Source organism: Niveibacterium sp., from assembly GCF_041909475.1.
GTDB lineage: Bacteria > Pseudomonadota > Gammaproteobacteria > Burkholderiales > Rhodocyclaceae > Niveibacterium.
This window is the reverse complement of sequence record NZ_JAYRDJ010000023.1, coordinates 44,055-69,366: the sequence shown is the minus strand read 5'-3', so window position 1 is coordinate 69,366 and position 25,312 is coordinate 44,055. Positions and strand designations below refer to the sequence as shown.

Here is a 25,312-nt window from a genome sequence, read left to right as displayed (position 1 = left end):
TGGCACGATCGTGCCGGGCAGCGCCGCACCGAGCGTAACCGCCGCACGCGGCTGCGCCTGCAGCTGATCGAGCGCCTTGTACTTGGGCGTTGCCAGCGTGGTGATGTCGGGCGTGAACTCCCATTTCGGCGTGCCGCGCGCCACGTAGTAGACGAGCAGATCACCGCCCTGCTGTGACCACGCGTCGTGGGTCTTCACGACCATGTCCTGCATGCGCGGGTCGGCATTCATCGCGCGAGCATCGTTGTCGCCATAGTTGTCGAGACTGGGGCCGCCCTCATAGGCGATGCGCTTCAAGCCGTAATTCGCCGCCCACACCGCGTCGACGCCGAATCCTTTGACGTTCGCCGCGGGCGGGTAGTTGCCGGCGGCGAAGTAGCCGTCGCGATCGGTCTTGTCGGCCGGTTCGTTGGTCGCACCGTAGTAGCCGGAGCCGCCCGCGCCGTAGAGGTAGTCCGACACCTGCCGGGCCGGCGACTGGCTGCGCGCGAAATTATCCAGCCAGGTCAGCGCCTGCGACAGCGTCGCCTGGCCATCGCCCTGCTGCGTCATCAACACCGGGCGCACCCGCGTCATCATCGACGCGTCGCCGTACACCGCGCGGAAGATGTCGCTGATGAGTGCCATGCGCCAGGCCGGGTAGCGCCACATCTTGAACCAGATGCTGGATTCCGCCGGCGTCTGCAGCGGATGCCCGGCCGGCAGCGCGCCGACGATATCCTGGATCACGCCAAAGCAGCGAAAGCCGCCGGCCGAGTTCCAGATTTCGTTCGCGTATTCGATGTACACCCGCAAGCCCGGATCGAGCGGCGGGTAAGCCGGGTTCGTCTGCGCGCTCGTGTAGGGGTTCGTGCCATCGGTGCCGTAGCGCAGCGCCAGCGCGACCTTGCGCACATAGTCATCGTCCGCGACCACCGGGATGTTGATCCAGCAATCGGCATGCGCCGCATTGCAGAGCTGGATCTGGTGCTCGAGCGCGACACCCAGCGTGGAGCTGTCATACGCGAGGCCACCGGGTCCGGCGTAAGGGCCGCCCGCGCGCGAGAAATGCAGCGGCGTCATGCGCTCGGCCCAGTGCTGCACCAGGTTCGCGTTGGTCGCCGTCCAGTCCATCATGCGGACGGCATGGGTCTTCGCCAGCGCCGCCACATAGGGCGTCGTGAACACGGCGCTACCGTCGGCAGGATAGCCGGGTCGATAGAGCCGCATGTTGGTGAAGCCAGAATTCAGCGCACTGCCCGCGGTGTGCCGCGTGTTCTTCAGGATGATGCCGACGCTGCCTGTCGCGGTCGCCGCGTAGGTCACGTCGGCCGTCGTGGTGTTCGTCGCAGCGTCATACTTCTTGTTGCTCACCGTACCACCCACCCACATCAGCGACACATCGGCCTGACCATTGAAGATCAGTTTGTAGGTGCCATTGATCTGCGCGGGGGTGCCGGTCAGCACCACCGTGGAAGCGTCCGCCGTCGGCCAGCCGAGCGCGTCGATGCCCCCGACCGGGTTGTGCCAGTCGGTCGCGTCCTGCCAGGGCCGGGCGTGTTTCATCGCGTCGACGAAGGCAAAGCCGCCGTCCCAGTCGCTGAGGAACCAGGTGTTCATGCCGAAGCGGTTGCGTGTCGAATCCTCCGCCGGCAGCACCGGCAAGCCCGCGCTCGGCGTGGCGGACACCTCGGCGCTGTCGGCGCTTTCGCCCTGGGCCGTGACCACTGACACAACGTAGTAGTAGGGCGTGCCATTGCTGCGCCCAGTGTCGGTGAAGTGCGCGACATTCGGCGATGCGAGCAGCGTGTAGGGGCCGCCGGCGTTGGTGGCGCGCTTGACGTGATACGCGGTGGCTGCGGCGACCGCGTTCCAGCTCAGGCTGACCTGAGCGTCAGCCCCCAGCGCGGCGAGCCCGGTCGGCGGTGCGAGCGCAGCCACCGGCGTGGCCGACACTTCGGCCGAGCGCGCGCTGTCGCCCGCCGCACTGCTGGCCGTCAGTACATAGAAGTAGGTCGTGCCGTTCACCAACCCGCTATCGGTGTAAGCCGCTAGGCCGGGTGATGCGATGACGGTATAGGGCCCGCCGGCGTTCGTCGCGCGCAACACGTGATAGGCCGTAGCGCCGCTGCTGGCCGCCCAGCTGATTGCGACTTGCGCGTCACCCGCCGTTGCGGTCACACCCGACGGCGTCGGCGGCGGCGTTCCGCCGTTTCCGCCGCCGGAACTACCGCCGCCACCGCCGCATGCGGCAAGCAGAAATGACAGGCACATCAGCAGCAGAAAACGCAGGTTTCGCATGGCGGGTCTCGGTGAGCACAGTAGGTCTGAAATCCGGACATCCGATCATCATGTCCGCGCTTCACCTTGCCGGTTTGACCGCATCGAGGTCAGCCGCCGGCTGCACGCCGCCCATGCGCACAGAACAGGCCTCGGCCGGCTGCGGCCGTTTGGTGAGCGCCGCCCCGTCTGGTATACACGCCCCGGGGCCACAAGCCCGTCCCTCACCCCAGCCCGGAGAACCCCGTGTCATCGCTGAAAGCCCGACTGTCGAACGTCCCCGAGGGCGCCGGCGCCCTCTTCTTCATCCAGATCTTCGCGACACTGGGCTTCGCGGTGCTGTATTCAACGCTGGTGCTGTACGCCACCCAGAAACTGAAGTTCAGCACTGCGCAGGCGGCCGCGACGATGGGCGTGTTCGGCGCCTTCAATTACGGCCTGCACCTGTTCGGCGGTTACCTCGGCGGGCGCTTCCTCTCCAACCGCAACCTGTTCGTCGGCGGCATGGTGCTGCAGGTGATCGGCTGCGCGGCCATTGCTGACGGCACCACGGCACAGTTCTACAGCGGGCTGGCGTTGTTCCTGACCGGCAGCGGGCTCAACGTGACCTGCCTCAACATGATGCTGACGCAGCGCTTCCACCCCGACGACATCCGCCGCGAAGGCGCCTTCCTGTGGAACTACGCCGGCATGAACGTTGGCTTCTTCGTCGGCTTCACGGTCGCGGGCCATTACCAGCTCACCGGCGACTACCGCAGCCTGTTCATCTTCGCGACGATCGGCAACGTACTGGCGATCGCAATTGCAGGCATCAACTGGCGCGTGCTGGCGGATCTCGACACGCCGCTGCTGAAAGCCACGCCGGCGCACTTCCGGCTGCGCGCTCTCGCCGGCCTCGCTATCCTCATCGGCTTGGTACCGGTGGTGTGGATCATGTTGCAGCACACTGATTCGACGAGCTGGCTGGTCAAGGGCATCTGCACGCTGGTCGGCCTCTGGCTACTGACGCTGACGCTCAAGCATCGCGACGAGCGCGAGCGCAACAACATGAAGGCCTACCTGATCCTCGCGCTCGGTTCGCTGGTGTTCTGGACGCTGTACCAGATGGCGCCGAACGGCCTGCAGCTGTTCGCACTCAACAACGTCGACCGCATGGTGATGGGCTTCGAGATTGCGCCGCAGTGGATCCAGAACATCAACGCAGCGGTCATCGTGCTCGGCGGGCCGCTGATGTCCGCACTGTTCGTACGCCTGCGCGCGCGCGGCTGGACGATCGACATTCCGAAGCAGTTCGCGCTCGCGCTGGTGCTGATGGGGCTCGGCTTTCTCGCGCTGCCGGCCGGCATCGCGCTCGCCGGCAGCGACGGCCGATCTGCTTTCGTGTGGCTGTTCTCCAGCTATGTGCTGCAGAGCGTCGGAGAACTGCTGATTTCGCCGATCGGCTACGCGATGATCGGCCAGCTCGCGCCGCGTGCCTACCAGGGCGTGATGATGGGCAGCTGGATGCTGGTCACCGGCCTCGCCTCGCTGTTCGCCGGTGACTTCTCCGGCATGATCCCGGAGCCCTCCGAAGGCGCTGCGCTATCGACCAACCCGGCCTACTCCGCCCTGTTCCTGGAACTTGGCCTCGGTAGCCTCGCGGTCGGCATCGCGCTGTTCCTGCTGATGCCGACACTCCGCCGCCTGATCCGCGCAGCGGCCTGAGGACGCCGCTCAGAGCGGCAACAGCACCGCTGGGTCGGGCTTCTCGACCCAGCGCGCAAAGGCCTCGGCGATCCGCTCGCATTCGCCCATCGCGCGCCGCCAGGCGGCCTCGCGCGCGTCGTGATCCAGCGCATAGCGGTAGAAGTCGTTGCGATCGGGCAGCTTGCCGTTGGGCAGCTTGGCCAGCAGTGCGGGGCTCGGCGCGATCAGCAGCATGCTGGAGAGCCATTCCGGCCCCTTGCCGAAGCCCTGCTTGCGCCACGGCAAGAACTTGTCCAGCCAACCCGGCACCACGCCTTCGACGAAGTGTGGGTAGAGCGTGAGGCCCGGCAACCGGTGGTAAGGCAGATGGATGTGGTAGTCGATCAGCCCACCATCCCAGTAATGCGCATCCGGCACACCGGGGATGCGGCCAACCGCGTCGCAGATCAGCGGAATCGAGCCCGAAGCGGTGAGCGCCGCGACACAGTTGTCCGCACCCAGAGGATGATGCTGGGTTGCAAACGGGTCCTGCCACAGTGCATCGAGTGGGCTTGCCGGGCCACTCGCGAAGACATGCCGATCAAGGTGCCTGGCGAGCCGCGCGCGCGACAGTGCATTCGATACCGCAATCCGCGCAAACGCCGTGCGCGAGGTACGCCCGGCAAGCGGCCCGACCGCGCGCGACACAATCACCCGCAAGGGCACATCAGGGCGCGCCGCCCAGGGTTGCCCAACCGATTCGGCCAACCCGACGATCTTATGCGCCACTTCCGACGGCGTTACGCCGACGCGATAACGCTGGCTATGCACATAGGCCTGTGCAAGGCGACCGAGCGCTGCCAGCGGATCAGCCTGCGCGCCGGCACTCATGCGCCATGCGCCGATCGAAGCGCCCACCAGCGTCGGCATCTTCGCGCCACGCGGCAACCACTCGCCGAACAGCCAGCGGTCGAGCGGAATCAGGGCCAGGCCCTTGGGCCCCCCTGCGGCGGCCGGGATGCACGCAATGTCGTCCGGCGACAAGCCGTTGCGGCGAATATGCTCAAGCGCACGCGCGCCGGCGCGCAATCGGAAAACGGGTTCGGTCATATCTGAAGGCGCTGCCGGGCACATTCACCCTGCCGCGCAATGTCCGTGTTGGAGAAGCCGCGTCACGGGCGGGCGTATGCGCCGGACGCGGCAGGGTCAGAACGGTGCCGCAGCTTACTCGCGCACCCAGGTCTGGCTGCGCCCGAACAGCGACACGCCAATGAAGCCACGCACCTCAAGCGACTTGCCGTCGGGCGACAGAGTCATTTTCGCGCGGTAGACCTTGCCGTTGTCCGGGTCGAGGATCTCGCCCCCTTCGTAACTCAGCCCGTCGCGCTTGAGGCCGTTCATGATCTTCAGGCCGATGATCTTCTGCCCCTTGCGTGCGTCGGTACATTTATCGCACACCGGATCGGTGCTCTCGCCGGGCTTGAAGAACACCTTCTCGATCACCGCCTCGAAGTTACCCGCGCGGTCCTCGATGCGTACGATCGAGCGCGGCTTGCCGTCCTCGTCGCTGATCGTCTTCCAGCGCCCCTCCGCGCTCGGCTCGTTCGCCCAAGCGCCGCCTGCGACCAGAAACGCCAGCCAGATTGCTGCTTTCATGCGCCCCCCTCAGGAAACAAGGATAGAAATGGATCCAACCCCCTCGATGTGACCTTCCATGCGGTCACCCGACACGACGGGCCCGACCCCCTCGGGCGTGCCGGTGAAAACCAGGTCGCCCGCTTTGAGCGTCCAGAGGCGCGACAGGTGCGCAATCACTTCAGGGATCGACCAGGTCATGTCGGACAAATCACCGCGCTGGCGTTCCTCGCCGTTGACCTTCAGCACGATCTCGCCGGTCGCGAGCAGCGGCGCATGGCCGCGATGCAGGATGTGCGAAATCGGCGCTGCGTAATCAAACGCCTTGCCCGAGTCCCAGGGCTGGCCCTTTTCCTTCGCCTGCGCCTGCAGATCGCGGCGCGTCATGTCGAAGCCGCAGGCGTAGCCCCACACGCACTCGGCGGCCTGTTCCGGCGTGAGATCCCGCCCGCCCTTTCCCAAGGCCACCACCAGCTCGAATTCATGGTGCAGGTTCTGCGTCGCCTGCGGATAAGGCAGCGCCCCCAGCGCGCCGGATGCCACCGGCAGCACCGCGTCGGCCGGCTTGCAGAAGAAGAACGGCGGCTCGCGTTCCGGGTCATGCCCCATTTCGCGCGCATGGGCCGCGTAATTGCGCGCCACGCAGAAAATGCGGCGCACCGGGAACAACGCGTCGCTGCCGGCTACGGGCACGGCCGGGCGCGCCGGCGGCTCGAAGACATAGGTCATGTTTCTTGTGCTTTCGTCGGGTCGGAAGCGGCGCATTCTGAACGGCGGGGCGCCGAAGCGCCACCCAAGGGCGCGCCTGTCGCCACCTCGCTGCGCGCGCCGGGTGTTGTCAATTCGCCACAGCGCCTTGCGACACCAGCCCGTCACGGCGATGCGCTTGGCATACCCTTCAGAAATCGCCTTGACGTCCGACAATGCTTCTGCGGACTCAGAAACTCGCGCCCGTCATCAGATCTCCAGCGCGCGGCGAAACGCGCCGCAACAACAAGTGCAAAAGCCTTGTGGCTGCTGGGCCTGGCGCGACAGTGCCCGAAACGGATGACGTCACTTCAAAAAGCGGCTAAGTTCCGAATCACGGCATCACAAGTTGTATCAAGTTGTAACAGCTGCTTCCGGGTGAACATCTTGCAAATCCACGCAAACCCGCCCGGAAACTGGCGCGGCGCCGTCTTCTGCGAAGCTGGATCACGGCGCCTTAATGATCTAAATCAGAAGAATTATTGTGTCCAGACGTAGATTCGGGGCACAAAGCGGGGGAGCGGGGTGGCGATTTGATCACCGGCAGGCCCTCAGAAATTGATGCGTCTTGAGTTGCACCTTTTGGGTGGACGTCGGGGGAGAAGATTCATGGACAAGAAAAAAGGCCGCGTTTGGCTCGGCTACCTGCTCGCAGGCGTGCTGGCCACCACGCTGATCGGTTGTGGCGGTGGTGACAGTGGCCCCGCAGGCCCAACCGGACCTCAAGGCCCCAGCGGCCCGTCTGGCCCTTCCGGCCCATCTGGCCCCTCCGGCCCGGGTGCCGGCGTGGTCATGGTGCCCAGCAACAGCGCAACCCCGACGGATGCCGCATCCGCCGCTTGGGCTTCGCTCGCCCCCCAAGTCACCGTTACCGGTGTGACCATCTCCAGCCCGCCCGTGGTGAGCTTCAAGGTCACCGACGCCTCGGGCTATCCGGTGGTTGGCCTTGGCAACGCCTCCAAGAGCAGCACGGCCACGGTGGCCGGCCTCACCAACCTGGCCTTCTCGATCGCGAAGATGGTGCCAGGCACCAACGGCGCACCGGCGAAGTGGGTCAGCTACATCGTCACGACGGTGCCGACCACCACCGCTGCCGCCGCGCCGACCCGCCCGACGACCGACAACACTGGTACGCTGGTGGATAACAAGGACGGCACCTACACCTACACGTTCTATCGCGACATCACGAAGATCAAGGCCGATGTCGACGCGATGACCGTGGCGGCGCCGAACAACAAGGCCGACCTCGGCGACCTGACCTACGAACCGAACCTGACTCACCGCCTGACGATCCAGGTTTCGGGCAATGCACCGGGCACCGGCAGCAACACGCCGACTGGGGCGACTTCCGCCTACGCGGCAGTGCCGATGACCAAGCCGGTGGACTACATCTATGACTTCGTGCCTGCAACCGGTCAGAAGGTGACCGAATCCGGGCGCGATATCGTTGCAACCGCGAAGTGCAACGAGTGCCACCGTCAGCTGGGCGGCATTCCGGGCGACAGCACCGAAAGCTCCGGCGCCGGCTTCCACGGCGGCAACCGCAACAACGTGCAGTACTGCGTGGTCTGCCACACCGAACAACGCAAGTACGGCAAGGTTGAAGCGACGATCAATTCGTCGACACTGACATTCACCTCCAAGGCCACCGATGTGGTGGATGGCCGTGCGGTCGGCAACCTGCCGAACTACATCCACAAGATCCACAACGGCAAGCTGCTCGCGAAGAAGAACTACAACTACGCAGGCGTGCTGCCGAACGAAGTGGGTTACCCGCAAGACATCCGCAACTGCACGAAGTGCCACGACGGCTCCGCCACCTCGACCGCGAAGACCTCGCAGGGCGATAACTGGAAGGCCATGCCGAACCGCCTGGCTTGCGGCTCGTGCCACGATGGCATCAACTTCGCGACCGGCACCGGCGTCACGCTGGCTGACGCAGCAAAGGGCCTGACCTCGACGACCAATGCCCACCCGGCCGGCCCGCAGTCCGACGACTCGATGTGCAGCACCTGCCATAAGCCGGAGGGCATCGACATCGCGCACACGCCGGTAACGCCGCCGAATCCGACCAACTCGCTGCTGGCGGGTGGCACGAATGCCAACACCAATGCAGCCTGGATCGCCTCGAACACCAGCCGCCTGCCGGCCGGTGCGATCAAGGTCAGCTACGACATCAAGAGCGTGTCGGTCAACGCCAGCAAGCAGCCGGTGATGGTCTTCCGCATGCTTCAGGATGGCGCACGCGTCGACTTCAACACCTTCGACTCGACGAAGCCGGTCACCACGCAGGAAATGTGGAACAACTTCTTCGGCTCGCCGAGTGCCTACTTCGTGTTCTCGGTGCCGCAGGACGGCATCACCGCGCCGGCTGACTTCAACGCCTCGGTGTCCGGCTATCTGCGCAACATCTGGAACGGCAAGGCAACAGGCACCGGTGCCGGTACGCTGACCGGGCCGGACGCAGACGGGTACTACACCGTCACGCTGACTGGTGTGGTGATTCCGACCACAGCGAAGATGCTGACGGGCGGTATCGGCTACTCCTACAGCCTGTCCAGCGCACCGCCGCTGACACAAGCCAACCTGGCCGCCTACCCGACGGCCCCCGCAACCGGCACCCCGGTCGCGAACATGCCCAACCTCACCGGTGGCCTGATCGTGATCACGCCGAACGCGCAGAAGGTTGCTACCGGCTACACCGGCCGCCGCGCGATCGTCGAAGACAAGCGTTGCAACGCCTGCCACCAGGAGCTGGGCACCTTCACCGAGGATGCCTTCCACGCGGGTCAGCGCAACGACGGTACGACCTGCTCGTGGTGCCACACGCCGAACCGCACCAGCAGCGGCTGGTCGGCCGACTCGACAAGCTTCGTGCATTCGATCCACGCAGGCTCCATGCGTGACGTCAAATTCACCTGGCACGCGTCGAGCACGACCGAGTCGTTCGCCGATGTCGGCTACCCCGGTGTGCTGAAGCAATGCGAGACCTGCCACCTGCCCGGCACCTACGACTTCAGCGCAGCGGACTCCGCCGCGGCTGTGCCGAACCGCCTGTATCGCACGGTTGCAACCGGCAAGTTCAACGGCACGGCTTCGGCTGATCCGGTTGCCGCGTTCTCCCTGTCGCCGTATGTCGTCAAGGACAACGTGTACAACTACGGCTCTGGCTTCAGCTACAGCGCGGGCACCGGCACCTCGACCGCAGCAGCAGCGACTACCGCGGTGATCTCTCCGATCACCACCGCCTGCTTCGCGTGCCACGACTCGTCGCTGGCTCAGTCGCACATCACCGCGAACGGCGGTTCGGTGTACGCGGCACGCAGTGCGGCGCTGGGCACTACCGAGACTTGCATGGTCTGCCATGCCGCCGGCCGTGTGGGTGACATCAAGGCGATGCACTCGAAGTAACAATCGGGCGCGCAACACGGATGCGGCGGGTCGCCGCATCCGGTTCCACCCAGGCGGGGCTGTTTCGCAAATACGCGGCAGTCAAAGCCGAACAAGCAAAGATGAGCATGGCCAAAGAGACCCATAAATCGTGTCGTGCGGGCCGCAGCGTGGTGATTGCCACCGGCTTGTGGTTGATGGCTGGCGCTGGGTTCGCGGCAACGGCCAGCACAAGCACTGAGGCCCTGCCCGCGGGCCACCCGCAGCAAGCTCAGAGCAGCAAGAAGGCCACACAGAAACCCGCGCCGCTGATCGACATCAACAGCGCAAGCAAGGCACAACTCAAAACGCTGTATGGCGTCGGAGATGCGGAGGCGGATCGGATCATTGCCGCGCGTCCGTTCAAGACAAAGACCGATCTGGTCACGACAGCCGGGCTACCCACCGGCATCTACGTCGCCAACAAACACAAGATCATCGCGATACAGAAGACCAAGCTGAGCTCCAAGGGCTAGGCGAAGCTGTATCGGAACAAGACGAACCAAGACGAACGGGCAGACATCGATGAACCTCGCCAAATCAGTGTTCTCCACCGCGCTTGTGCTGGCTGGCCTGGCGTGGCAAAGCCTGGCTTTCGCCGAAGAGGCCGCGCCCGCTACTGCCGCTGCGCCCACCGCGATCGCGAGCCCCGGCACCGAGTACAGCAAGAAGGGTGCGGACACCTGCCTTGAATGCCACGACGCCGACAGCGACACCGCGAACTTCACGACCGCCGGCATCTTCAAGAACAAACACGGCCAGCGCGGTGACGCGCATAGCCCGTTCGGCCCCAAGGGGCTGCAATGCGAGGCCTGCCACGGCCCCGGCGACCGGCACTCCACGCAGAAGAGCAAGAAGATCCAGACGATCAACAGTCTCAAGGCGAACTCGTTCTACACGCCTGCCGAGCGCAATGCCGTCTGCCTGTCTTGCCACCAGAACCGCTCGCGCAATGCCTGGCATGCCGAGGCCCATGACCGTAGCCAGCTGGCATGTACCGACTGCCACAAGCTGCACGTCGATAAGGACCCGGTGCTGGCGAAGAAGACCGAACCGGATGTCTGCTTCCGCTGCCACAAGTCCGAACGCATCGACTTCCAGAAAGCGTCGTCGCACCCGGTTCGCTTTGGTCTGATGGCCTGCAGCGACTGCCACAACGCGCACGGTTCCGGCACGCAGGCGATGCTCAAGAAGCCCACGCTGAACCAGACCTGCTACAGCTGCCACGCAGAAAAACGTGGCCCGTTGCTGTGGGAACACGCACCCGTCACGGAAGACTGCGGCCTCTGCCATACCAGCCACGGATCAGTTCGCCCAGCCATGCTGACGAAGAGCACTACCAGCTTGTGCCAGACCTGCCACTCGGTGGCGGGCCACCCGGCGGTGCCGCGCACGGGCGCAGCGCTGCCCGGCAACGGCGGTGGGGGCTCGATTTTCGTTGTCGCCGGCGGCTGCACGAACTGCCACGCGCAGGTGCACGGCTCCAACCATCCGGCCGGCGCGAAGCTGCTGCGTTGAACGGCGATCGAACATTCACCATGAGTACATGCGTAACCTCTCTGCGAGAACGGACGCGGCCATGAAACCATTCAGTCCCTTGTTCCTGCTCTGCGCGCTCGGCGCGCTGACGATCACCACCAGCGGCACAGCGCTGGCAGTGGACACCTCACAGTGGACCTGCGAGTCCTGCCCGTTCGAGAAAGCGAGCGCCAGCACCACGGTGGAGGCTGGCCTCGGCAGCGTTACCGAGGACTCAAAAACCTTCGGCAACTACACCGGCCTAGACCAACAAGGCCCGTACATCATCGCCGGCGGCGAAGGCCGTTATCGCAACGACAGCGGGTTCAGCGGCAGCTTCCAGGCAAGCGATCTCGGTATCGATACACGTGCAATCGACGCGCGCGTACGCCAGGAAGGACGCTATTCGGCGCGCTTCGGCTACGCCGAGATCCCGCACTACACCTCGGACAGCGGCGCGACGCCCTTCCTTGGCGCCGGCAGTGAGGTGCTGCGTCTGCCCGCAGGCTTCCCGATCGCAACCACTGCTGATCTTCCGGCCGGTAGCCTCAATACCGTAGATATCGGATTCAAGCGCTCGCGGATCGACGCCGAAGCCGCCTGGCTCGGCGACGAGCACTGGACCACCAGCGTCAAGGTGCGGCGCGATGTGCGCGACGGCACGCAGCGGATTGCCGGATCGTTCTACAACACCTCGTCGCAACTCGTGGCGCCGGTGGACCAGACCACTGACCAGATCGAAGTCTCGGCCGGGTACGTCACGCAGAAGTGGCAACTGTCGCTCGCTTATCACGGTTCGCTGTTCCGCAATAACGAGGACTCGCTGACCTGGGCAAATCCGTTCACGCCGGTCGTTACCGGTGCGACCGCCGGCCAGCTTGCACTGCCACCCGACAACCAGTTCCATCAACTGCTCGCGTCCGGCACCTACGAAATCCTGCCGCAACTGCGCGCCAGCGCCGATGTCGCCTTCGGACGCATGACGCAGGATTCCTCATACCTGCCCGTCACGCAGAACGCTGCGCTTGCGCCCTCCATCCCGGCGCTGCCGGCGTCCTCCCTCAACGGGAAGGTCGGCACATTCAACGGCAGCTTCCGGCTCGCGTACAACCCGATCACGCAGCTTCGGATCAACGCGGTTTACGTGCGCGACGAACACGACAACCAGACCGACAGCCTCGCCTACCCCATGGTGGCCACCGACATGTTTGTCGGCACCACCACGCGCAGCAACCAGCCTTTCTCGTACAAGCAGGATCGCTACAAGATCAACGCGGACTACCTCGGCCCGAGCTGGCTGAAGACATCGATCGGTGCGGATGAAGACGACCGCATGCGCACCCTGCAAGACACCGTGAAGACGCGCGAAGGCACCGTGTGGGGACGCGTCGCCGCGCAGGTTCAGGAGTACCTCTCGGTTTCGCTCAGGTTGGCGCACGCCGAGCGCACGAACTCCGGCTATGGGTCTGCGACCTGGGTGTCGCCCGCCGAGAACCCGTACATGCGCAAGTACAACCTCGCCGACCGTTGGCGTGACACCGCGGGCGTGCGTGCCGACATCACAGCGATGGAAGGCATCACGATTGGGCTGCACTACGACTACTCGGAAGACGACTACCGCAATTCGCAAGTCGGCTTGACCGATGCACGCAGTGACAGCTACGGCGCAGACCTGTCCGCAGCGATCGGCGAACATACGCAGGTGCAGCTCTTCGCGGCCTCGGAGCGCCTTCGCTCCAATCAGGCGGGCAGTTCCAGCGCAACACTGCCGAACTGGTGGGCACGCAACAGCGACGAGATCGACGTCATCGGCTTCGGCATCAAGCATGTAGCGATGGACGGGAAGCTTGAACTCGGAGCCGACGTCAGCCACACCAGCTCGCGCAGCGACGTGGTCGTGAACGCAGGGCCGAGCGATCCGCCTTTCCCGACCGCGACGACCAACCTCGACAGCGTGAAGCTGTATGCGACCTACCGCCTGCAGAGCAACATGTCGATCACCGGAGGCGTGTGGCATGAGGAATACCGCTCGCGCGACTGGCGCTACGACGGCGTGACGCCGACCGCTGTGCCGAACCTGTTGGCACTCGGCGAAGAAGCGCCGCACTACAACGTCAACGTCGTTCGCATGGCGGTGCGTTACAGCTTCTGAGACGCGAACCGCGCTTCACCAAAACGCCCGCTCAGGCAAAGTGCGGGCGTTTTGCTTTTCGGCCGATCGGCCATCGCACGCGTCGCGACTCCCCCGCGACGAATCCGCCAAGAGAAATAAAAAGCCCGCCGGGTCTGCACCGCGGCGGGCTTTGCTTCTGCTGCGTCGGATTACTTGAGCGACAGGATCCAGTCGATCAGGTTCTTCTGCTCCGCCGCATCCTTGGTCTTGATGATCTTGTGATCTTCCTCGGTGCCGTCTTCCATCTTCACCTTCTCGCCGGAGGTGATGTGGTGCAGCAGCTTGGCCTCGGCATCGGCCTTCCCCGCGTACTTCTTGCCGATGTCGGTGAAGGACTTGGCTTCCTTCTTCTTGTCGATGGCGTGGCACTTCAGGCAGCCTTCTTTCTTCGCCAGCGCCTGGGCAGCAGCAGCGTCCGCGGCGTGCGCCACCGGTGCAAGTGCCAGTGCGCCAAACAGGCTGAAAGCCCCAACGATCAGTTTCGTTTTCATGCGTACTCTCCTATGGGTGTTTCAAACATACCGGGTCAGTGCTCATGCCATCCGGTAATCATGGTCTTGAAGGTGGTGCTGACTTTCTTGCCGAAGGTGCAGAGATAGACGTGAGCAACGATGAAGGTCGCGACAATCGTCGCGCACACGTAGTGCACCACCGCGATCGGGAACAGCCCGTCGACGCCGAACATCTCCTTCGGCGCGTACTGCGGGTAGAGGAAGATCAGCCCGGTCACCACCAGTAGCGGCAATACGATGTAGATCATGAACCAGTAGGTCAGCGCCTGCAGTGCGTTGAAGTTCTCTTCGGGCGTCACCGGGTACGGTTCGTGTTCGCCCTTGAAAACGCCCCACATGTAGTACCGCGTCTGCTTGATACAGCGCTCCAGAATGCCCGGCGGCTTCGGCACGAACTGCCACCAGTTGCCGGTCACCGCGTTGGCAATCACGAAGAAGCTCCACAGCGCCACCAGCAGCACACCCGCAGTGTTGTGGATCCGCACGGCGAGCGAGAACTCGACCACCGGGATCTTCGCGTCCGCGTAGTGCAGACTGAAGCCGGTCGCAATCATCGTGAGGATCAGGATCGCGTTCGTCCAGTGCCAGGCGCGCACCCAGCCCGGCAGGATGTAGATCCGCACCCCTTCGGCTCCGGTACGTCGGTCACCAATGCGGCGCTCTTGGTGCCGGCGGTCATCATCATGACGGCGTTCATCAGTCATTCTTGTTTCTCCGGCGCAGGTAGTGCATCACGACGCGCAGGGCGGCATGGCCCAAAACGCCAAACAGGGTCAGTGCAGCGAGCCCGATCATCAGCTTGTCGACCAGCGGGTTGCGTGTCGCGCCGATCACGTAGTTCTCGTTCAGCACCACGCTATTCGCAAAACCGAACTTGTTCTGCTCCTCGCTCGCCAGGTGACGATAGAGGCGAACTTTGAGCTGCGTATCGCGGCTGTGGCAGGTCACGCATTTCTTCTCTGCGCGCTTCTTGTCGAGGATCTCATGCGAGATCGGCTCGTTAGCCGCAACGACCGGGGTGTGACACTCCACGCAGCGCACGGCCTTCCAGTGCGCACGCGTGTTCGGCAGCCACTTGTGGATGTCGTCGATCAGCGGGCGGTCTTTCTTCTCCGGCGCAAATTGTGCGAATCGCTCATCCGAATCGTGGCAGCCAAGGCAGACGCGGTTGTCCTGCTCCACGATCTTCTTCGGATCACCGAGTTTGTCGGCGCGCCGCATCACATGCGGATTGTGGCAAGTCGTGCAGGTGAATTTGTCGGACAGGTTCTTGGCATGCACCGACTTGTCGAACTGCGCCTGCGCATGGTCCGCCTTCTTCTGGTGGCAGTCCGGGCAGCTGCTGGTCGACTCCTTCGCGTCCGGCTCATGCGGGAAGTCGTCGTAGCCTTCGTTGTGGCACTTGGTGCAGGCCAGACGCTGGTGGTCTGATGCATGGAAGGCTTCCTTGTCGCGCAACAGGCCGCGCAACTTCTTCAGATCCATGCCTTCCTGCGGCGGGTGCTTTAGCCCTTCCTCGCTGTGGCAGGCAAAGCACTCATCGTTCTTCTTCCGTATCTTCTCCAGCATCTGTGGAGAAGGCCCCTTCGGTTCGTTCTCTTCCGCAAGCGCGGTGAAACTGAGCATGGCGACACACGCCAGCAACACAATTTTCCCGCAGGCATTCCATGACATGGCTTGGCCTTCAGCACAATGAATCGTGGGCGGATTACAACAAGGTTGAACCTCAATATCAACACACTTTTCAGGGTTAAATCTGATGGTCTGATTTATGTCAGCCGTACTGGTCCGTACGCTCAAGTCAACAGAGGTGGAGCGTCCGATTCAGCGTCAGGTCGTGGTTCGGAAGGAGCGCGTCGCTTGATCCGGTGATTGCCTGAGCAAGCAGCGCCTGATCAGCACTGCTCGACTTCGATCAACACGCCACGGCTTGAGGCGGCCGCGTCGGCAACCGCGCGATCAACGTGTGCACAAGCAACGTCAAATCGCGTCGTCACCGTGTCGCGGCACGATCGCAATCCGCCGGCTCGCGATGCGCTGCTCGCGTTCGGCGCGGCCCTTTTCGATCTCTCGCGCGCGCAGTTGGCCGCAGCCGCCGTCGACATCCTGACCGGCCGAGTTGCGCAGTTTGGTCAGCACGCCACGCTGGTGCAGCGTGCGTGCGATGGCGGTGGCACGTTCCCAAGCTGGACGTTTGAATTCGAGTTCCGGCACCGTGTTGTAGGGAATCATGTTCATGATCGCGTACTTGCCGGCGAGCAGCCGAACGATGCCTTCGAGCTCATCGTTGCCGTCGTTGACGCCATCAATCAATGTCCATTGATACTGGATCGGATAGCCAGTGCTGCGGGCGTAACGCTCCCCCATTTCGACCAGGTCAGCCGGGTCGATGCGCGGGGCGCGGGGCAGTAGTTGCGCACGCAGATCCGCCTTCGTCGTGTGCAGCGACAGCGCGAGCGCCGGTTTCACGCGGCCTTGCGGCAGACGCTCGAACACCCGCGGATCGCCCACCGTCGAGAACACCAGATTCTTGTGGCCGATGCCCCCGGCCGTGCCAAGCAGCTCAATGGCCTCCAACACATTATCGAGGTTGTGGGCGGGCTCGCCCATGCCCATGAAGACCACCTTCTTGACGAAACGCCGGCTGCGCGCGAGCACCACCTGCGCGACGATCTCGGCGCTGCCGACCTGGCGCAGCAGCCCGTCACGGCCCGTCATGCAGAACACGCAGCCGACAGCGCAGCCGACTTGCGTCGATACGCACAGGCCATCGCGCGGCAGCAGCACGCTCTCAACCGTCTGGCCGTCGGCAAGCTCGACGAGCAGACGCGCCGAGCCGTCTTCGCCCGGATGTTCAGAGCGCAGGCGCGCAAGGCCCGCGAGATCGGCACTCAGGGCCGGCAACGCGTTACGCAGCGCGAGCGGCAGGAAGTCTTCCGCCTTGTGCGGGCCGCTGTCGATCGGCTGCGCGTTCGCCCACGCACGCAGCAAACGCTGTTCGTGGATCGGTTTGGCGCCAAGCGCAAGCAGGCGCGCGCGGATGTCTTCGATACGCATGGTCGGAGGGCTTATGCAGCAGGCGCGCACCGAACGCCGGCGCGCTGCTTGCCACTGTAGCGCGTGATCAGAAGGGCGGGTTGCCCTCGCCCTTGAGCGCGAGGAATTCGTCGATCAAGCGGTCCAGCACCGCCTCTTCGTCGCCCGCATCAAGGCCGAGGATCTGCGCGACCATGCGCACCTTGCCGGGGTTCACTCGCCGCCCGGTGCTGGGCGCCGCGGGCGCAGCACTCGCAGACGCAGTCGGCGCCGGCGCGGCGACGACCGCTTGCGCCGCAGGCTCGATCGCGTCGGCATCAGCCTTCTTCTTGCCGCGCTTCACGCCTTCCTCAACCAGCACCGCTTCGAGCACTTTCTTCGGCAGCTTCTCACCCTGCTCCAGTTCGGCAACCAGCGCATCGAGCCGCGCTTCGTTCTTCTGGGCGAGCTTGTCGAGCTGAACCGCGGTGGTACAGCTGGTGATCTGGCCGGATTCGAGCAGCGCCTCGACCTTCGGCGAGAGATTCGCCGGCGCTGTCTTCTGTTCCAGCCAGGTGGCCGGCTGGCCGAAATGCTCGGCCGCGGCTTCGGGCGATTCGAAGCCGCGCGCGATCGCCTTCAAGGCCTGCGCCATCTCGCGCGGAGCCAACGGCAAGCGCACGCCCTGCCCGAGGTTCTCGAATACCTGCACTTCCAACGTTTCGTTCGGCGCGCAGGCACGCACAAGCGCCGGAATCTCGGCATCACCTGCGAGCAAGGCCGCGCGCAAGCGGCGCTCGCCAACGATCAGACGGTACTTGCCCTCGGCATCGGCCGGCTGCACAACCACGGGCTGGATCAGGCCGACGCCAGTGATCGAATCTGCCAGGCGCTTGATGCCCGCCTCATCGAACTGGCGACGTGGGTGTGCCGGGTCCGGCACGATCTTCGCCACGTCGATCATCTTGAATTCGGGAACCGTCTCTTTGAAACCCATTGCTTTGTCCGCCTGTTCGCTGCCGCTTGGCCGACATGCGTGTCGACCAAAAGGGCGGGGATGTTCCGGGTTTTTGCGGTGCGGGGCAACTACCGAAAGCGCAGCCTTCGGGAACCCGCGCGCCGTATGGATGTTGCTTATCCACTGGGCCGGTCGACGACGGTGCTGGTCGGATGCGGTTTGTGCAAAACAGCCCTTCGGCCCAAAAAAGAAGCGCGTCCGGCCGAAACCGGAACGCGCCCACTCTCCTTCCAAACCGGTCTAGTCAAACACGCTGGTGCTGTACTCCTTCTCGCGCAGTTTGGCCTGCGCTGCCGCCAAGCGGGCGATCGGCACGCGCGGGGCGGAACACGACACGTAGCTCAGGCCGATCGCGTGGCAGAAGCGCACGGAATCGGGCTGACCGCCCTGCTCGCCGCAGATGCCGACCTTCAGATCGGGCCGCACTTCGCGGCCCCACTGCACCGCCATCTGCATCAGGCGACCCACCCCTTTTACGTCGAGCACCTCGAAGGGGTTTTCGCGCAGGATTTTCGATTCCTGATAGAAGGGCAGGAACTTGTTCTCCGCGTCCTCGCGCGAGAACGAGAAAGTGGCTTGCGTCAGGTCGTTGGTGCCGAAGCTGAAGAATTCCGCGATCCGTGCAAGGCTGCCAGCCCGTACGCAGGCCCGCACCACCTCGATCATCGTGCCGAAACGCACATGCGGTCGTTCGCCCAGCAGCGCCGCGACGCGGTCGAGTTCGGTGTCGAAGATCGCCTTCACGCGCACCAGCTCTTCCTTGGTGCATACCTGCGGCACCATGATCTCGGCGTTGACCGTCACGCCTTCGCGCAGGCTGCCCGCCGCCGCTTCGAAGAGCGCACGGATCTGCATCGTGTAGATCTCGGGATTGGTCAGCCCGAGACGCACGCCGCGATGGCCGAGCATCGGGTTCACTTCGTGCAAGGCATGCACCTTGCGCAGCATCGCCTCGCGCCGCGCGATCAGCGCATCGAAGCGGTGTTGCTGCTCGTACTGCACCAGGTTCGCGTTGAGGTGGTCGAGGCTGTCGACGTAGGCGTGGTGCAGCTCGGGATCGAGCATGCGCAGGGTTTCCGGCAGCTCGTTCATGCCGCGCACCGCGCGCTTGAGGTTGCGCAGGTGGTCGATCTCGAATTCGAGCTGCGACGCAGTCGGCAGGAACTCGTGGATCGGCGGGTCGAGCAGGCGCACGGTGACCGGCAGGCCGTCCATCGCGCGGAAGATGCCCTTGAAGTCTTCGCGCTGGAAGGGCAGCAAGCGATCAAGCGCGTCCTGCCGTTCTTCCGGCGTATCGGCGAGGATCATTTCCTGCACCACGGGCAAGCGGCCGGGGTCGTTGAACATACGCTCGGTGCGGCACAGGCCGATACCGACGGCGCCGAAGCGCCGTGCGCGCGCAGCATCGTTCGGCGTATCGGCGTTGGCACGCACCTTCAGCGTTGCCGCTTCGTCTGCCCATTCGAGCAGCGTCTGCAATTCGTCGAAGAACTCGGCTTCGACGGTCGGAATGCGGCCGGCGTAGACCTTGCCGGTGCTGCCGTCGATCGTGATCACATCGCCTTCGACGAACTCGGCGTCACCGACGCGCGCCTTGCGCGCATGCACATCGATCTGGATCGCCGCACAACCCGATACGCACGGCTTGCCCATGCCACGCGCGACCACTGCCGCATGTGAGGTCTTGCCGCCGCGTGCGGTGAGGATGCCCTGCGCGGCGAAGAAACCGTGAATGTCCTCCGGCTTGGTCTCTTCACGCACCAGGATGATCTTCTCGCCAAGCTTGCCGCGCGCTTCTGCGGTATCGGCATCGAACACCACCCGGCCGGAGGCAGCACCCGGCGAGGCCGGCAGGCCGGTTGCCAATGCGACCGCGTTGGCACCCGGTGCAAGGGTTGGCACCATCAGCTGTTCGAGCAGCGCCGGGTTCACCCGCAGCAGGGCCTGCTCTCGGGTGATTACACCCTCGCTGGCCATCTCGACCGAAGTCACCACCATCGCGCGCGCGTTCATCTTGCCGTTGCGGGTCTGCAGCGCGTACAGGCGGCCCTTCTCGATCGTGAACTCGAAGTCCTGCACTTCCTTGTAGTGGGCTTCGAGCTTGTTGCGCAGCTCCATCAGCTCGGCGTGCAGGCGCGGCATTTCCTGCTGCATCTCGGCGATCGGTTTCGGCGTGCGGATGCCGGCAACCACGTCTTCGCCCTGCGCATTGGTGAGGTATTCGCCGAAGATCAGGTTCTCGCCGGTGGCCGGGTTGCGCGTGAAGCCGACGCCGGTGGCCGAGTCGTTGCCCATGTTGCCGAACACCATGGTGCACACGTTTACCGCAGTGCCGTTGGCCATCTCGGGCGTGATCTTGAATTGCCGCCGGTAGTCGACCGCGCGCTTGCCCATCCAGGAGCGGAACACCGCCGCGATCGCCATTTCGAGCTGCTGCATCGGGTCGGTCGGGAACGGGTGCCCCGTGTGCTGCTCGACGATGCCGATGTAGGTCTGCGCGAGATCCTTCAGCTGCGGTGCAGTGAGGTCGACATCCTGCGCGGCGCCGACCTTGGCTTTCAGCGTGCTCATCGCTTCGTCGAACAGTTCGTCCGGCACACCGAGCGCGATCTTGCCGTAGAGCTGCACGAAGCGCCGCCAGGCGTCGTAGCCGAAGCGCGGGTTGTCGGTCTGGTGGATCAGGCCATCGAGCGTGGCCGGGTTGAGGCCCAGGTTGAGGATGGTGTCCATCATGCCGGGCATCGACATCGCGGAGCCCGAGCGCACCGACACCAGCAGCGGGTTCGTTGCGGAGCCGAAACCCTTGCCGGTTTTCTGTTCGAGTTCGCGCATTGCAGCGCGCACTTCGTCCATCACGCCGTCGGGCAGCACATCGTGTTCGAGGTAGGCGAGGCAGGCTTCGGTGGTGATCGTGAAGCCGGGCGGAACGTTCAGCCCGATCTGCGTCATCTCGGCGAGGTTTGCGCCCTTGCCGCCGAGCAGCATCTTGTTCTTGCCGTCGCCGCTCTCGAACGGATACACATAGGTGGTCATGGCTCCCTCTCCCTGAAGGGCACCTGACACCATCTGGCCGTCCTGGCGTTGGACGTGGGGGGGCGGATTCGGAGGCTTGCCCCGGCGCGTGCGAGCGTCACTGACGGTCGATCCGTCAGGCGCCGGTTGGCGTGATGACGAAACACCGTTGCGCTGACGATAGTCCTCGGGTTGGTCGCCCTTTTTAAGCGAGGTCAACAGTCAGATGTAAGACCTGATTCAATCGCACGGGTTATCGCGCTACCTCTTTGCGACTGGCGCGCCGGCCGGTGCCGTGGATGGCGCCGCCTCCATCCGCACGCCGCTCGCCAGCTGCCGGAACTGCGGCACGAAACTGCGCACCGCAGCCAGATCAAAGCGTTTGGCATGCGCATCGAAAGCTGCCTTGAGCATCTCGCGCAGCTCGGTCGAGTCGATCCGTGCGAGCACTTCGGCCGGACTCGCGGCGGACTCCCAGCCGGCTGCCGCCTTGTCGAGCGCACCGATCGCAACGAGTTCGGGCGAGGGGTCGCCGCTCGCCAGCGGCTGGGCGGCATCCCGCTGGCGCAGCAGCCACATGCGGATCTCGTCGCGCAGCGTGGGTGCGCGGCGGCTGTTGCGCGCCATCATCGCGAGATAGCGCACCCGGTTCTGATAGCGCTTCACCGCACGCGGGGTGCGCAGGGCCGTCGCGACGACCGGGTTCCAGATCGCCAGTGCGTCACGGAACGCGGGGGAGTCGCGCACCACCGGGTTGGGCCGCCGCACCATGCCAAGCCCGGTCAGCCCCGCCGCCACCAGCAACAGAACTCCGACGCTGCCCCAACCCTTCGGCGGCAGTGCCGCAGCGATGAAGAACACCGGCCCCTGTTCGCTTTCGGCAGGCAAAACCGCGCCGAGGGGCGATGATGCAATCGGCCTTGCCGCGGTGTTGGCGACAAGCGTTGTCGCCGGCACGGCAGGCTCCGGCGCGCGTTGCACCGCCACCGGCAGTTGCGAACCCAGCCATGCACCAGCCCAGATCGCGCAGGCGGCAACCAGTGCCGGCCACAGGCGACACAGCCGCTGCACCGCCGGCGGCAATGCGAAGCCGCTCGACGCTGCGCGATCCTCGTCCTGCAGATGGGCGCTGCGCGTTGGATCGAGCTTCGGCACCGGCACCTCGATGTTGATGAGTTTTTCGAGGTATTGCTGTGCGTATTCACGGCGCACGCGACGGGCGCGCGCATCCTTGTCCTCGCCCGGCAACTCGGCCGCGGCCTTGGCGCTTTCGGCCTCGACAAGCTCATGGGCGACTTTCTCGAACGCAAGGCCGACGCAGGCTTCGACGCGTGCACGTGCCATGCCCAGCACGACGTAGACGCGCCCGGACGAGACGAGGAAGTTCACCGCCTCCATCACTTCGAGCACCGCCTCGGGTTTGCAGCGATCGAGGTCGTCGATCAGGATCAGCATCGTCCGCGGCTCCAGCGCGGCGGTCACTTCGCGGAACTGATCGGCGAACTTCTGCCGGAAGCTCGCCTGCGAGCCGAGGTCCTTCACCGATGCGCGCGACGAGATCGATGCAGCAAGTGCGGCCGGGTCCACGCCAAAGGCGCGCATCCGCAGCAGCGCGCCCACCAGCGGCGCCAGCGCACCGGCCGCCAGCCCCATGGCGCGCAGACGGGCAACGAGTGAGTCGGGGTCGGGCTTGGCCTTGTCGTCGCTCAGCGCAGACCACAGGTCGTTCGCCAGCGTGAGCCAGTTGTCGAGCACCGTGCCGGGGTGGGTCAGCGTCCAGCCGAACAGCCCAACCGAGAAGGCGACCGCGAGTGACATCGGCCAGTAGCGGCGCCCCCGCGTCCACAGCAGGCGCACGCGGTATTCGATGCCTTCGAGGCTCAGCCAGCCCGGAATCGCCTGGTCGCGAATCGAGGTCAGCAATGCCGCCAGCAGGGCTTCCTCTTTCTGGTGATGCCACGCGTTGAACCACACGCAGCGCACGCCGAAACGCGACAGGTCTTCCTGCAACAGACCCATCAGCGAACTCTTGCCGCTGCCCCAGTCGCCGGTGATCGCGATCGTCAGCGGCGCATCGGTCTTCTCGTTGCGCAGGAAGGCAGAAAGTCCCCACGCGAGGGGCGCGAAGTCGAGCCGATCTTCACGCGCTGCGGCGAGCGGTTTGTCGGATACGAAGGCGTCTGCCGCGGTGTCGGTCACAGCGCTGGCTTGCGGCGGCGGGCGGCGCAGGGCCGCGGCGGCAAGCCCCAGCAAGCCGAGCAGCCACGCCAGCCACAGCCACGGCGCGGGCCAGCGCTGGTAGCGAGCCCCCTGCGGCTGCCAGTTACGCCCGCTGTCCTGCGTGGCATAGCGGATGCCGCCGGCGCCCAGCGCGCTGCCACTACCGCCCGCATCAATGCGGATCTCGCGCAGCGCGCCCGCAGCACCGGCCGATAGCGCCAGCCACTGCGCGGCCCCCTGCGCCTGGCGATAGATGCTGCCCGATTCGCCCACCGCAAACAGCCGGCCACCGCCGCTGCGCACCGCGCGCAGCGCGACATCCGGCACCTTGGTACCCGCGGGGGCACCCAAGGCATAGGGCGACGCCGCGGTGCGCACCAGCCACATGCCGCGCTGACCGCCCCAGGTTTCGCCATCGGCACGCAATTGCAGAATGCGGCCGCGGCCACCGAGCGGTGCCGTGCCTTCGCGCCAGTTGGTACCGCCATCGCTGCTCTCGAACGTGCGCGCATCGGTCGTGAGCAGCATCACCCGACCACTCGCCGCATCGATCGCGGCGTCCGCAAGCGCACCCAGTTCCGCGTGGATGCGCCAGCTGTTGCTGGCCGCCTCGAAGCGGTACAGCACGCCGTTGCGGCTCACCATCCATTGCGCACCATCGGGCCGTAGCGCGACGGCGAGGATTGCGCCATCGACACGCACCAGCGCTTCCCAGTTCACGCCGGCGTCGCGGCTGCCGTACAGCACGCCGTTGGCGGCACCGAGCAGGCCGCGCTGGCCTGCGGCATCGAATGCAATCGCGTTCAATGCCGGCGGTTCGACGGGTTTGGCCGGCGCGGCTTGCTGTACGGGTGTCGACTGAACAGGGGTGGGTGCCTGCTGTTCGACGACCGGCGGATCGTTCGCTGCCGGCGCGTTGCCGGCGCCGACATCCCTCCGCTGCAGCGCATTCGACGGCACCACAACGCCGGTAGGCCCTACGGCCCCCTCTTTCGGCACCGACGCAGCGACGCCGCCCTGCGACTTGTCAGGCACCTTGGTCTGAAGTGGCTGCTGGGCGGCTTGCTGTTTGGGATCGTAGCCGAGCGCCGCCGCCTGCGCCTCGGAGATCAGCCCGAGCCAAGAGGCCTTCGCGGCGGGCGGCTCACTGGCAGGCAGCTGCGCACCCGGTTCGCCCGACAGATGCTGACGCGACCAGCTCAAGCCACCGTCGATCGAATGCAGGATCAAGCCCGCGTCGCCCACCACCCAGACACGCACGCCGTCGTCGGCCACATGCAGGCCGCGCAGCGTGCCGCCAATCAAAGGCAGGCGCAGCGCCGCGTTGCGCTCGACCGGGTAGCGCCACCAATCCAGCGTCATGAAGGCCGGCGCGTTGAGCGGGTCGGGCCGCAGCGATTGCGAGAGCCCCAGCGCCGTGCTGGCCGCCAGCCAGATGAGGCTGAACACGAACAGCGCGCCACGCGGAGAAATGCGTGCGCCACCTGTGGCCACTGCACTCGATGCTGGAGCCGGATCGCCTTTGAGCATGTGTGCGTCTGCCGGAGAGGGGATTCTCCAAGCTAGACCCGATGCTCGCGGAATGCAAAGCGAAACGCCGCGACGCGGCGCAGTGGGCTGGCTACTGCTGGCGAGTGCCGATGTAGCGTGCGTAGGGTTTCAGTGCCCCCTCGCGCGTGAAGCTGACCACCTCGTACGGCGGCTCGGCGCTGCCCTCCATGCCGGGCGACCCAGCCGGCATGCCCGGCGCGGCAATCCCGGCGACCTTGGGTTTCTCGGCAAGCAGGCGTTTGACGCTGGCCGCAGGCACATGACCTTCGACCACATAGCCGCCCACCGTGGCCGTATGGCACGAGGCGGCGGCAGCCGGTACGCCAAGGCGACGCTTGATCGCGTCCATGTCCTCGACCGGCTTCTCGGTCACCTTGAAGCCGGCCTGCCGCATATGGGCGGCCCAGCCGCCGCAGCAGCCGCAGGAGGGGTTTTTGTAGCTGATCACTTCGGGCAGCGACGCGGCCAGCGCCGTACTGCTCAGCGCGGCGAGGGCCAGTGCGATCAATCCTTGCTTCATCGTGTTGCTCCGTTCGAATTCATGCGGCGATCCGTCAC

The 25,312-nt window shown here is 65.2% G+C and carries 17 protein-coding genes; 5 read left to right on the top strand and 12 right to left on the bottom strand.

Annotation, left to right across the window (positions count from 1 at the left end):
• A partial coding sequence (locus tag ACE3P0_RS15095) for a fibronectin type III domain-containing protein (protein WP_374403534.1) occupies positions 1-2,280 on the bottom strand: 2,280 nt, incomplete at its 3' end.
• Between the two features lie 225 nt (positions 2,281-2,505).
• Between ACE3P0_RS15095 and ACE3P0_RS15090 the strand changes: the two genes are divergently transcribed.
• Positions 2,506-3,963, top strand: coding sequence for a peptide MFS transporter (locus ACE3P0_RS15090; RefSeq protein WP_374403533.1), 1,458 nt, complete (start codon positions 2,506-2,508; stop codon positions 3,961-3,963).
• A 9-nt stretch (positions 3,964-3,972) separates the two neighbouring features.
• On the opposite strand, the gene ACE3P0_RS15085 is transcribed toward ACE3P0_RS15090, so the two are convergent.
• The 3 genes from ACE3P0_RS15085 to ACE3P0_RS15075 form a co-directional block, all read right to left on the bottom strand.
• The gene (locus ACE3P0_RS15085; protein ID WP_374403532.1) at positions 3,973-5,034 is read right to left on the bottom strand and encodes a hypothetical protein; all 1,062 of its coding nucleotides are present in this window, start codon (positions 5,032-5,034) and stop codon (positions 3,973-3,975) included.
• A gap of 114 nt (positions 5,035-5,148) precedes the next feature.
• Positions 5,149-5,580, bottom strand: coding sequence for a DUF2147 domain-containing protein (locus tag ACE3P0_RS15080; protein WP_374403531.1), 432 nt, complete (start codon positions 5,578-5,580; stop codon positions 5,149-5,151).
• Positions 5,581-5,589: 9 nt separating this feature from the next.
• Positions 5,590-6,483 (bottom strand): fumarylacetoacetate hydrolase family protein, encoded by an 894-nt coding sequence (locus tag ACE3P0_RS15075; protein ID WP_374403529.1) that lies wholly within the window; start codon positions 6,481-6,483, stop codon positions 5,590-5,592.
• A 432-nt stretch (positions 6,484-6,915) separates the two neighbouring features.
• Here ACE3P0_RS15075 and ACE3P0_RS15070 point away from each other — a divergent pair, with 432 nt between their 5' ends.
• The 4 genes from ACE3P0_RS15070 (at position 6,916) to ACE3P0_RS15055 (ending at position 13,405) form a co-directional block, all read left to right on the top strand.
• Positions 6,916-9,717 (top strand): OmcA/MtrC family decaheme c-type cytochrome, encoded by a 2,802-nt coding sequence (locus ACE3P0_RS15070; RefSeq protein ID WP_374403528.1) that lies wholly within the window; start codon positions 6,916-6,918, stop codon positions 9,715-9,717.
• Positions 9,718-9,737: 20 nt separating this feature from the next.
• The gene (locus tag ACE3P0_RS15065; protein ID WP_374403527.1) at positions 9,738-10,211 is read left to right on the top strand and encodes a ComEA family DNA-binding protein; all 474 of its coding nucleotides are present in this window, start codon (positions 9,738-9,740) and stop codon (positions 10,209-10,211) included.
• A 49-nt stretch (positions 10,212-10,260) separates the two neighbouring features.
• Positions 10,261-11,253: a DmsE family decaheme c-type cytochrome gene (locus tag ACE3P0_RS15060; RefSeq protein WP_374403526.1), complete on the top strand. Its 993-nt coding sequence runs from the start codon at positions 10,261-10,263 to the stop codon at positions 11,251-11,253.
• A 61-nt stretch (positions 11,254-11,314) separates the two neighbouring features.
• Positions 11,315-13,405 carry an MtrB/PioB family decaheme-associated outer membrane protein gene (locus ACE3P0_RS15055; RefSeq protein ID WP_374403525.1) on the top strand — a complete coding sequence of 697 codons (2,091 nt, stop codon included), beginning with the start codon at positions 11,315-11,317 and terminating at the stop codon, positions 13,403-13,405.
• Positions 13,406-13,575: 170 nt separating this feature from the next.
• Here the strand turns inward: ACE3P0_RS15055 and ACE3P0_RS15050 are convergent, their stop codons facing one another.
• The 8 genes from ACE3P0_RS15050 to ACE3P0_RS15015 form a co-directional block, all read right to left on the bottom strand.
• Positions 13,576-13,917 carry a c-type cytochrome gene (locus tag ACE3P0_RS15050; protein ID WP_374403524.1) on the bottom strand — a complete coding sequence of 114 codons (342 nt, stop codon included), beginning with the start codon at positions 13,915-13,917 and terminating at the stop codon, positions 13,576-13,578.
• 35 nt (positions 13,918-13,952) lie between these two features.
• The gene (locus tag ACE3P0_RS15045; RefSeq protein WP_374403523.1) at positions 13,953-14,642 is read right to left on the bottom strand and encodes a cytochrome b/b6 domain-containing protein; all 690 of its coding nucleotides are present in this window, start codon (positions 14,640-14,642) and stop codon (positions 13,953-13,955) included.
• On the bottom strand, positions 14,635-15,564 hold the full coding sequence (locus tag ACE3P0_RS15040) for a cytochrome c3 family protein (protein ID WP_374403522.1): 930 nt from the start codon (positions 15,562-15,564) through the stop codon (positions 14,635-14,637). The genes ACE3P0_RS15045 and ACE3P0_RS15040 overlap by 8 nt, the downstream gene beginning before the upstream one ends.
• Before the next feature lie 354 nt (positions 15,565-15,918).
• Positions 15,919-16,995 (bottom strand): RNA methyltransferase, encoded by a 1,077-nt coding sequence (locus tag ACE3P0_RS15035; RefSeq protein ID WP_374403521.1) that lies wholly within the window; start codon positions 16,993-16,995, stop codon positions 15,919-15,921.
• A gap of 67 nt (positions 16,996-17,062) precedes the next feature.
• Positions 17,063-17,950, bottom strand: coding sequence for a ParB/RepB/Spo0J family partition protein (locus tag ACE3P0_RS15030; RefSeq protein WP_374403519.1), 888 nt, complete (start codon positions 17,948-17,950; stop codon positions 17,063-17,065).
• A gap of 261 nt (positions 17,951-18,211) precedes the next feature.
• Complete coding sequence (gene ppdK / locus ACE3P0_RS15025; protein ID WP_374403518.1) at positions 18,212-21,004, bottom strand: pyruvate, phosphate dikinase; 2,793 nt, start codon at positions 21,002-21,004, stop codon at positions 18,212-18,214.
• 240 nt (positions 21,005-21,244) lie between these two features.
• Positions 21,245-24,733 (bottom strand): P-loop NTPase fold protein, encoded by a 3,489-nt coding sequence (locus ACE3P0_RS15020; RefSeq protein ID WP_374403517.1) that lies wholly within the window; start codon positions 24,731-24,733, stop codon positions 21,245-21,247.
• A 91-nt stretch (positions 24,734-24,824) separates the two neighbouring features.
• Positions 24,825-25,274, bottom strand: a complete 450-nt coding sequence (locus tag ACE3P0_RS15015) for a DUF411 domain-containing protein (RefSeq protein WP_374403516.1) — start codon at positions 25,272-25,274, stop codon at positions 24,825-24,827.
• Between the last annotated feature and the right edge of the window lie 38 nt (positions 25,275-25,312).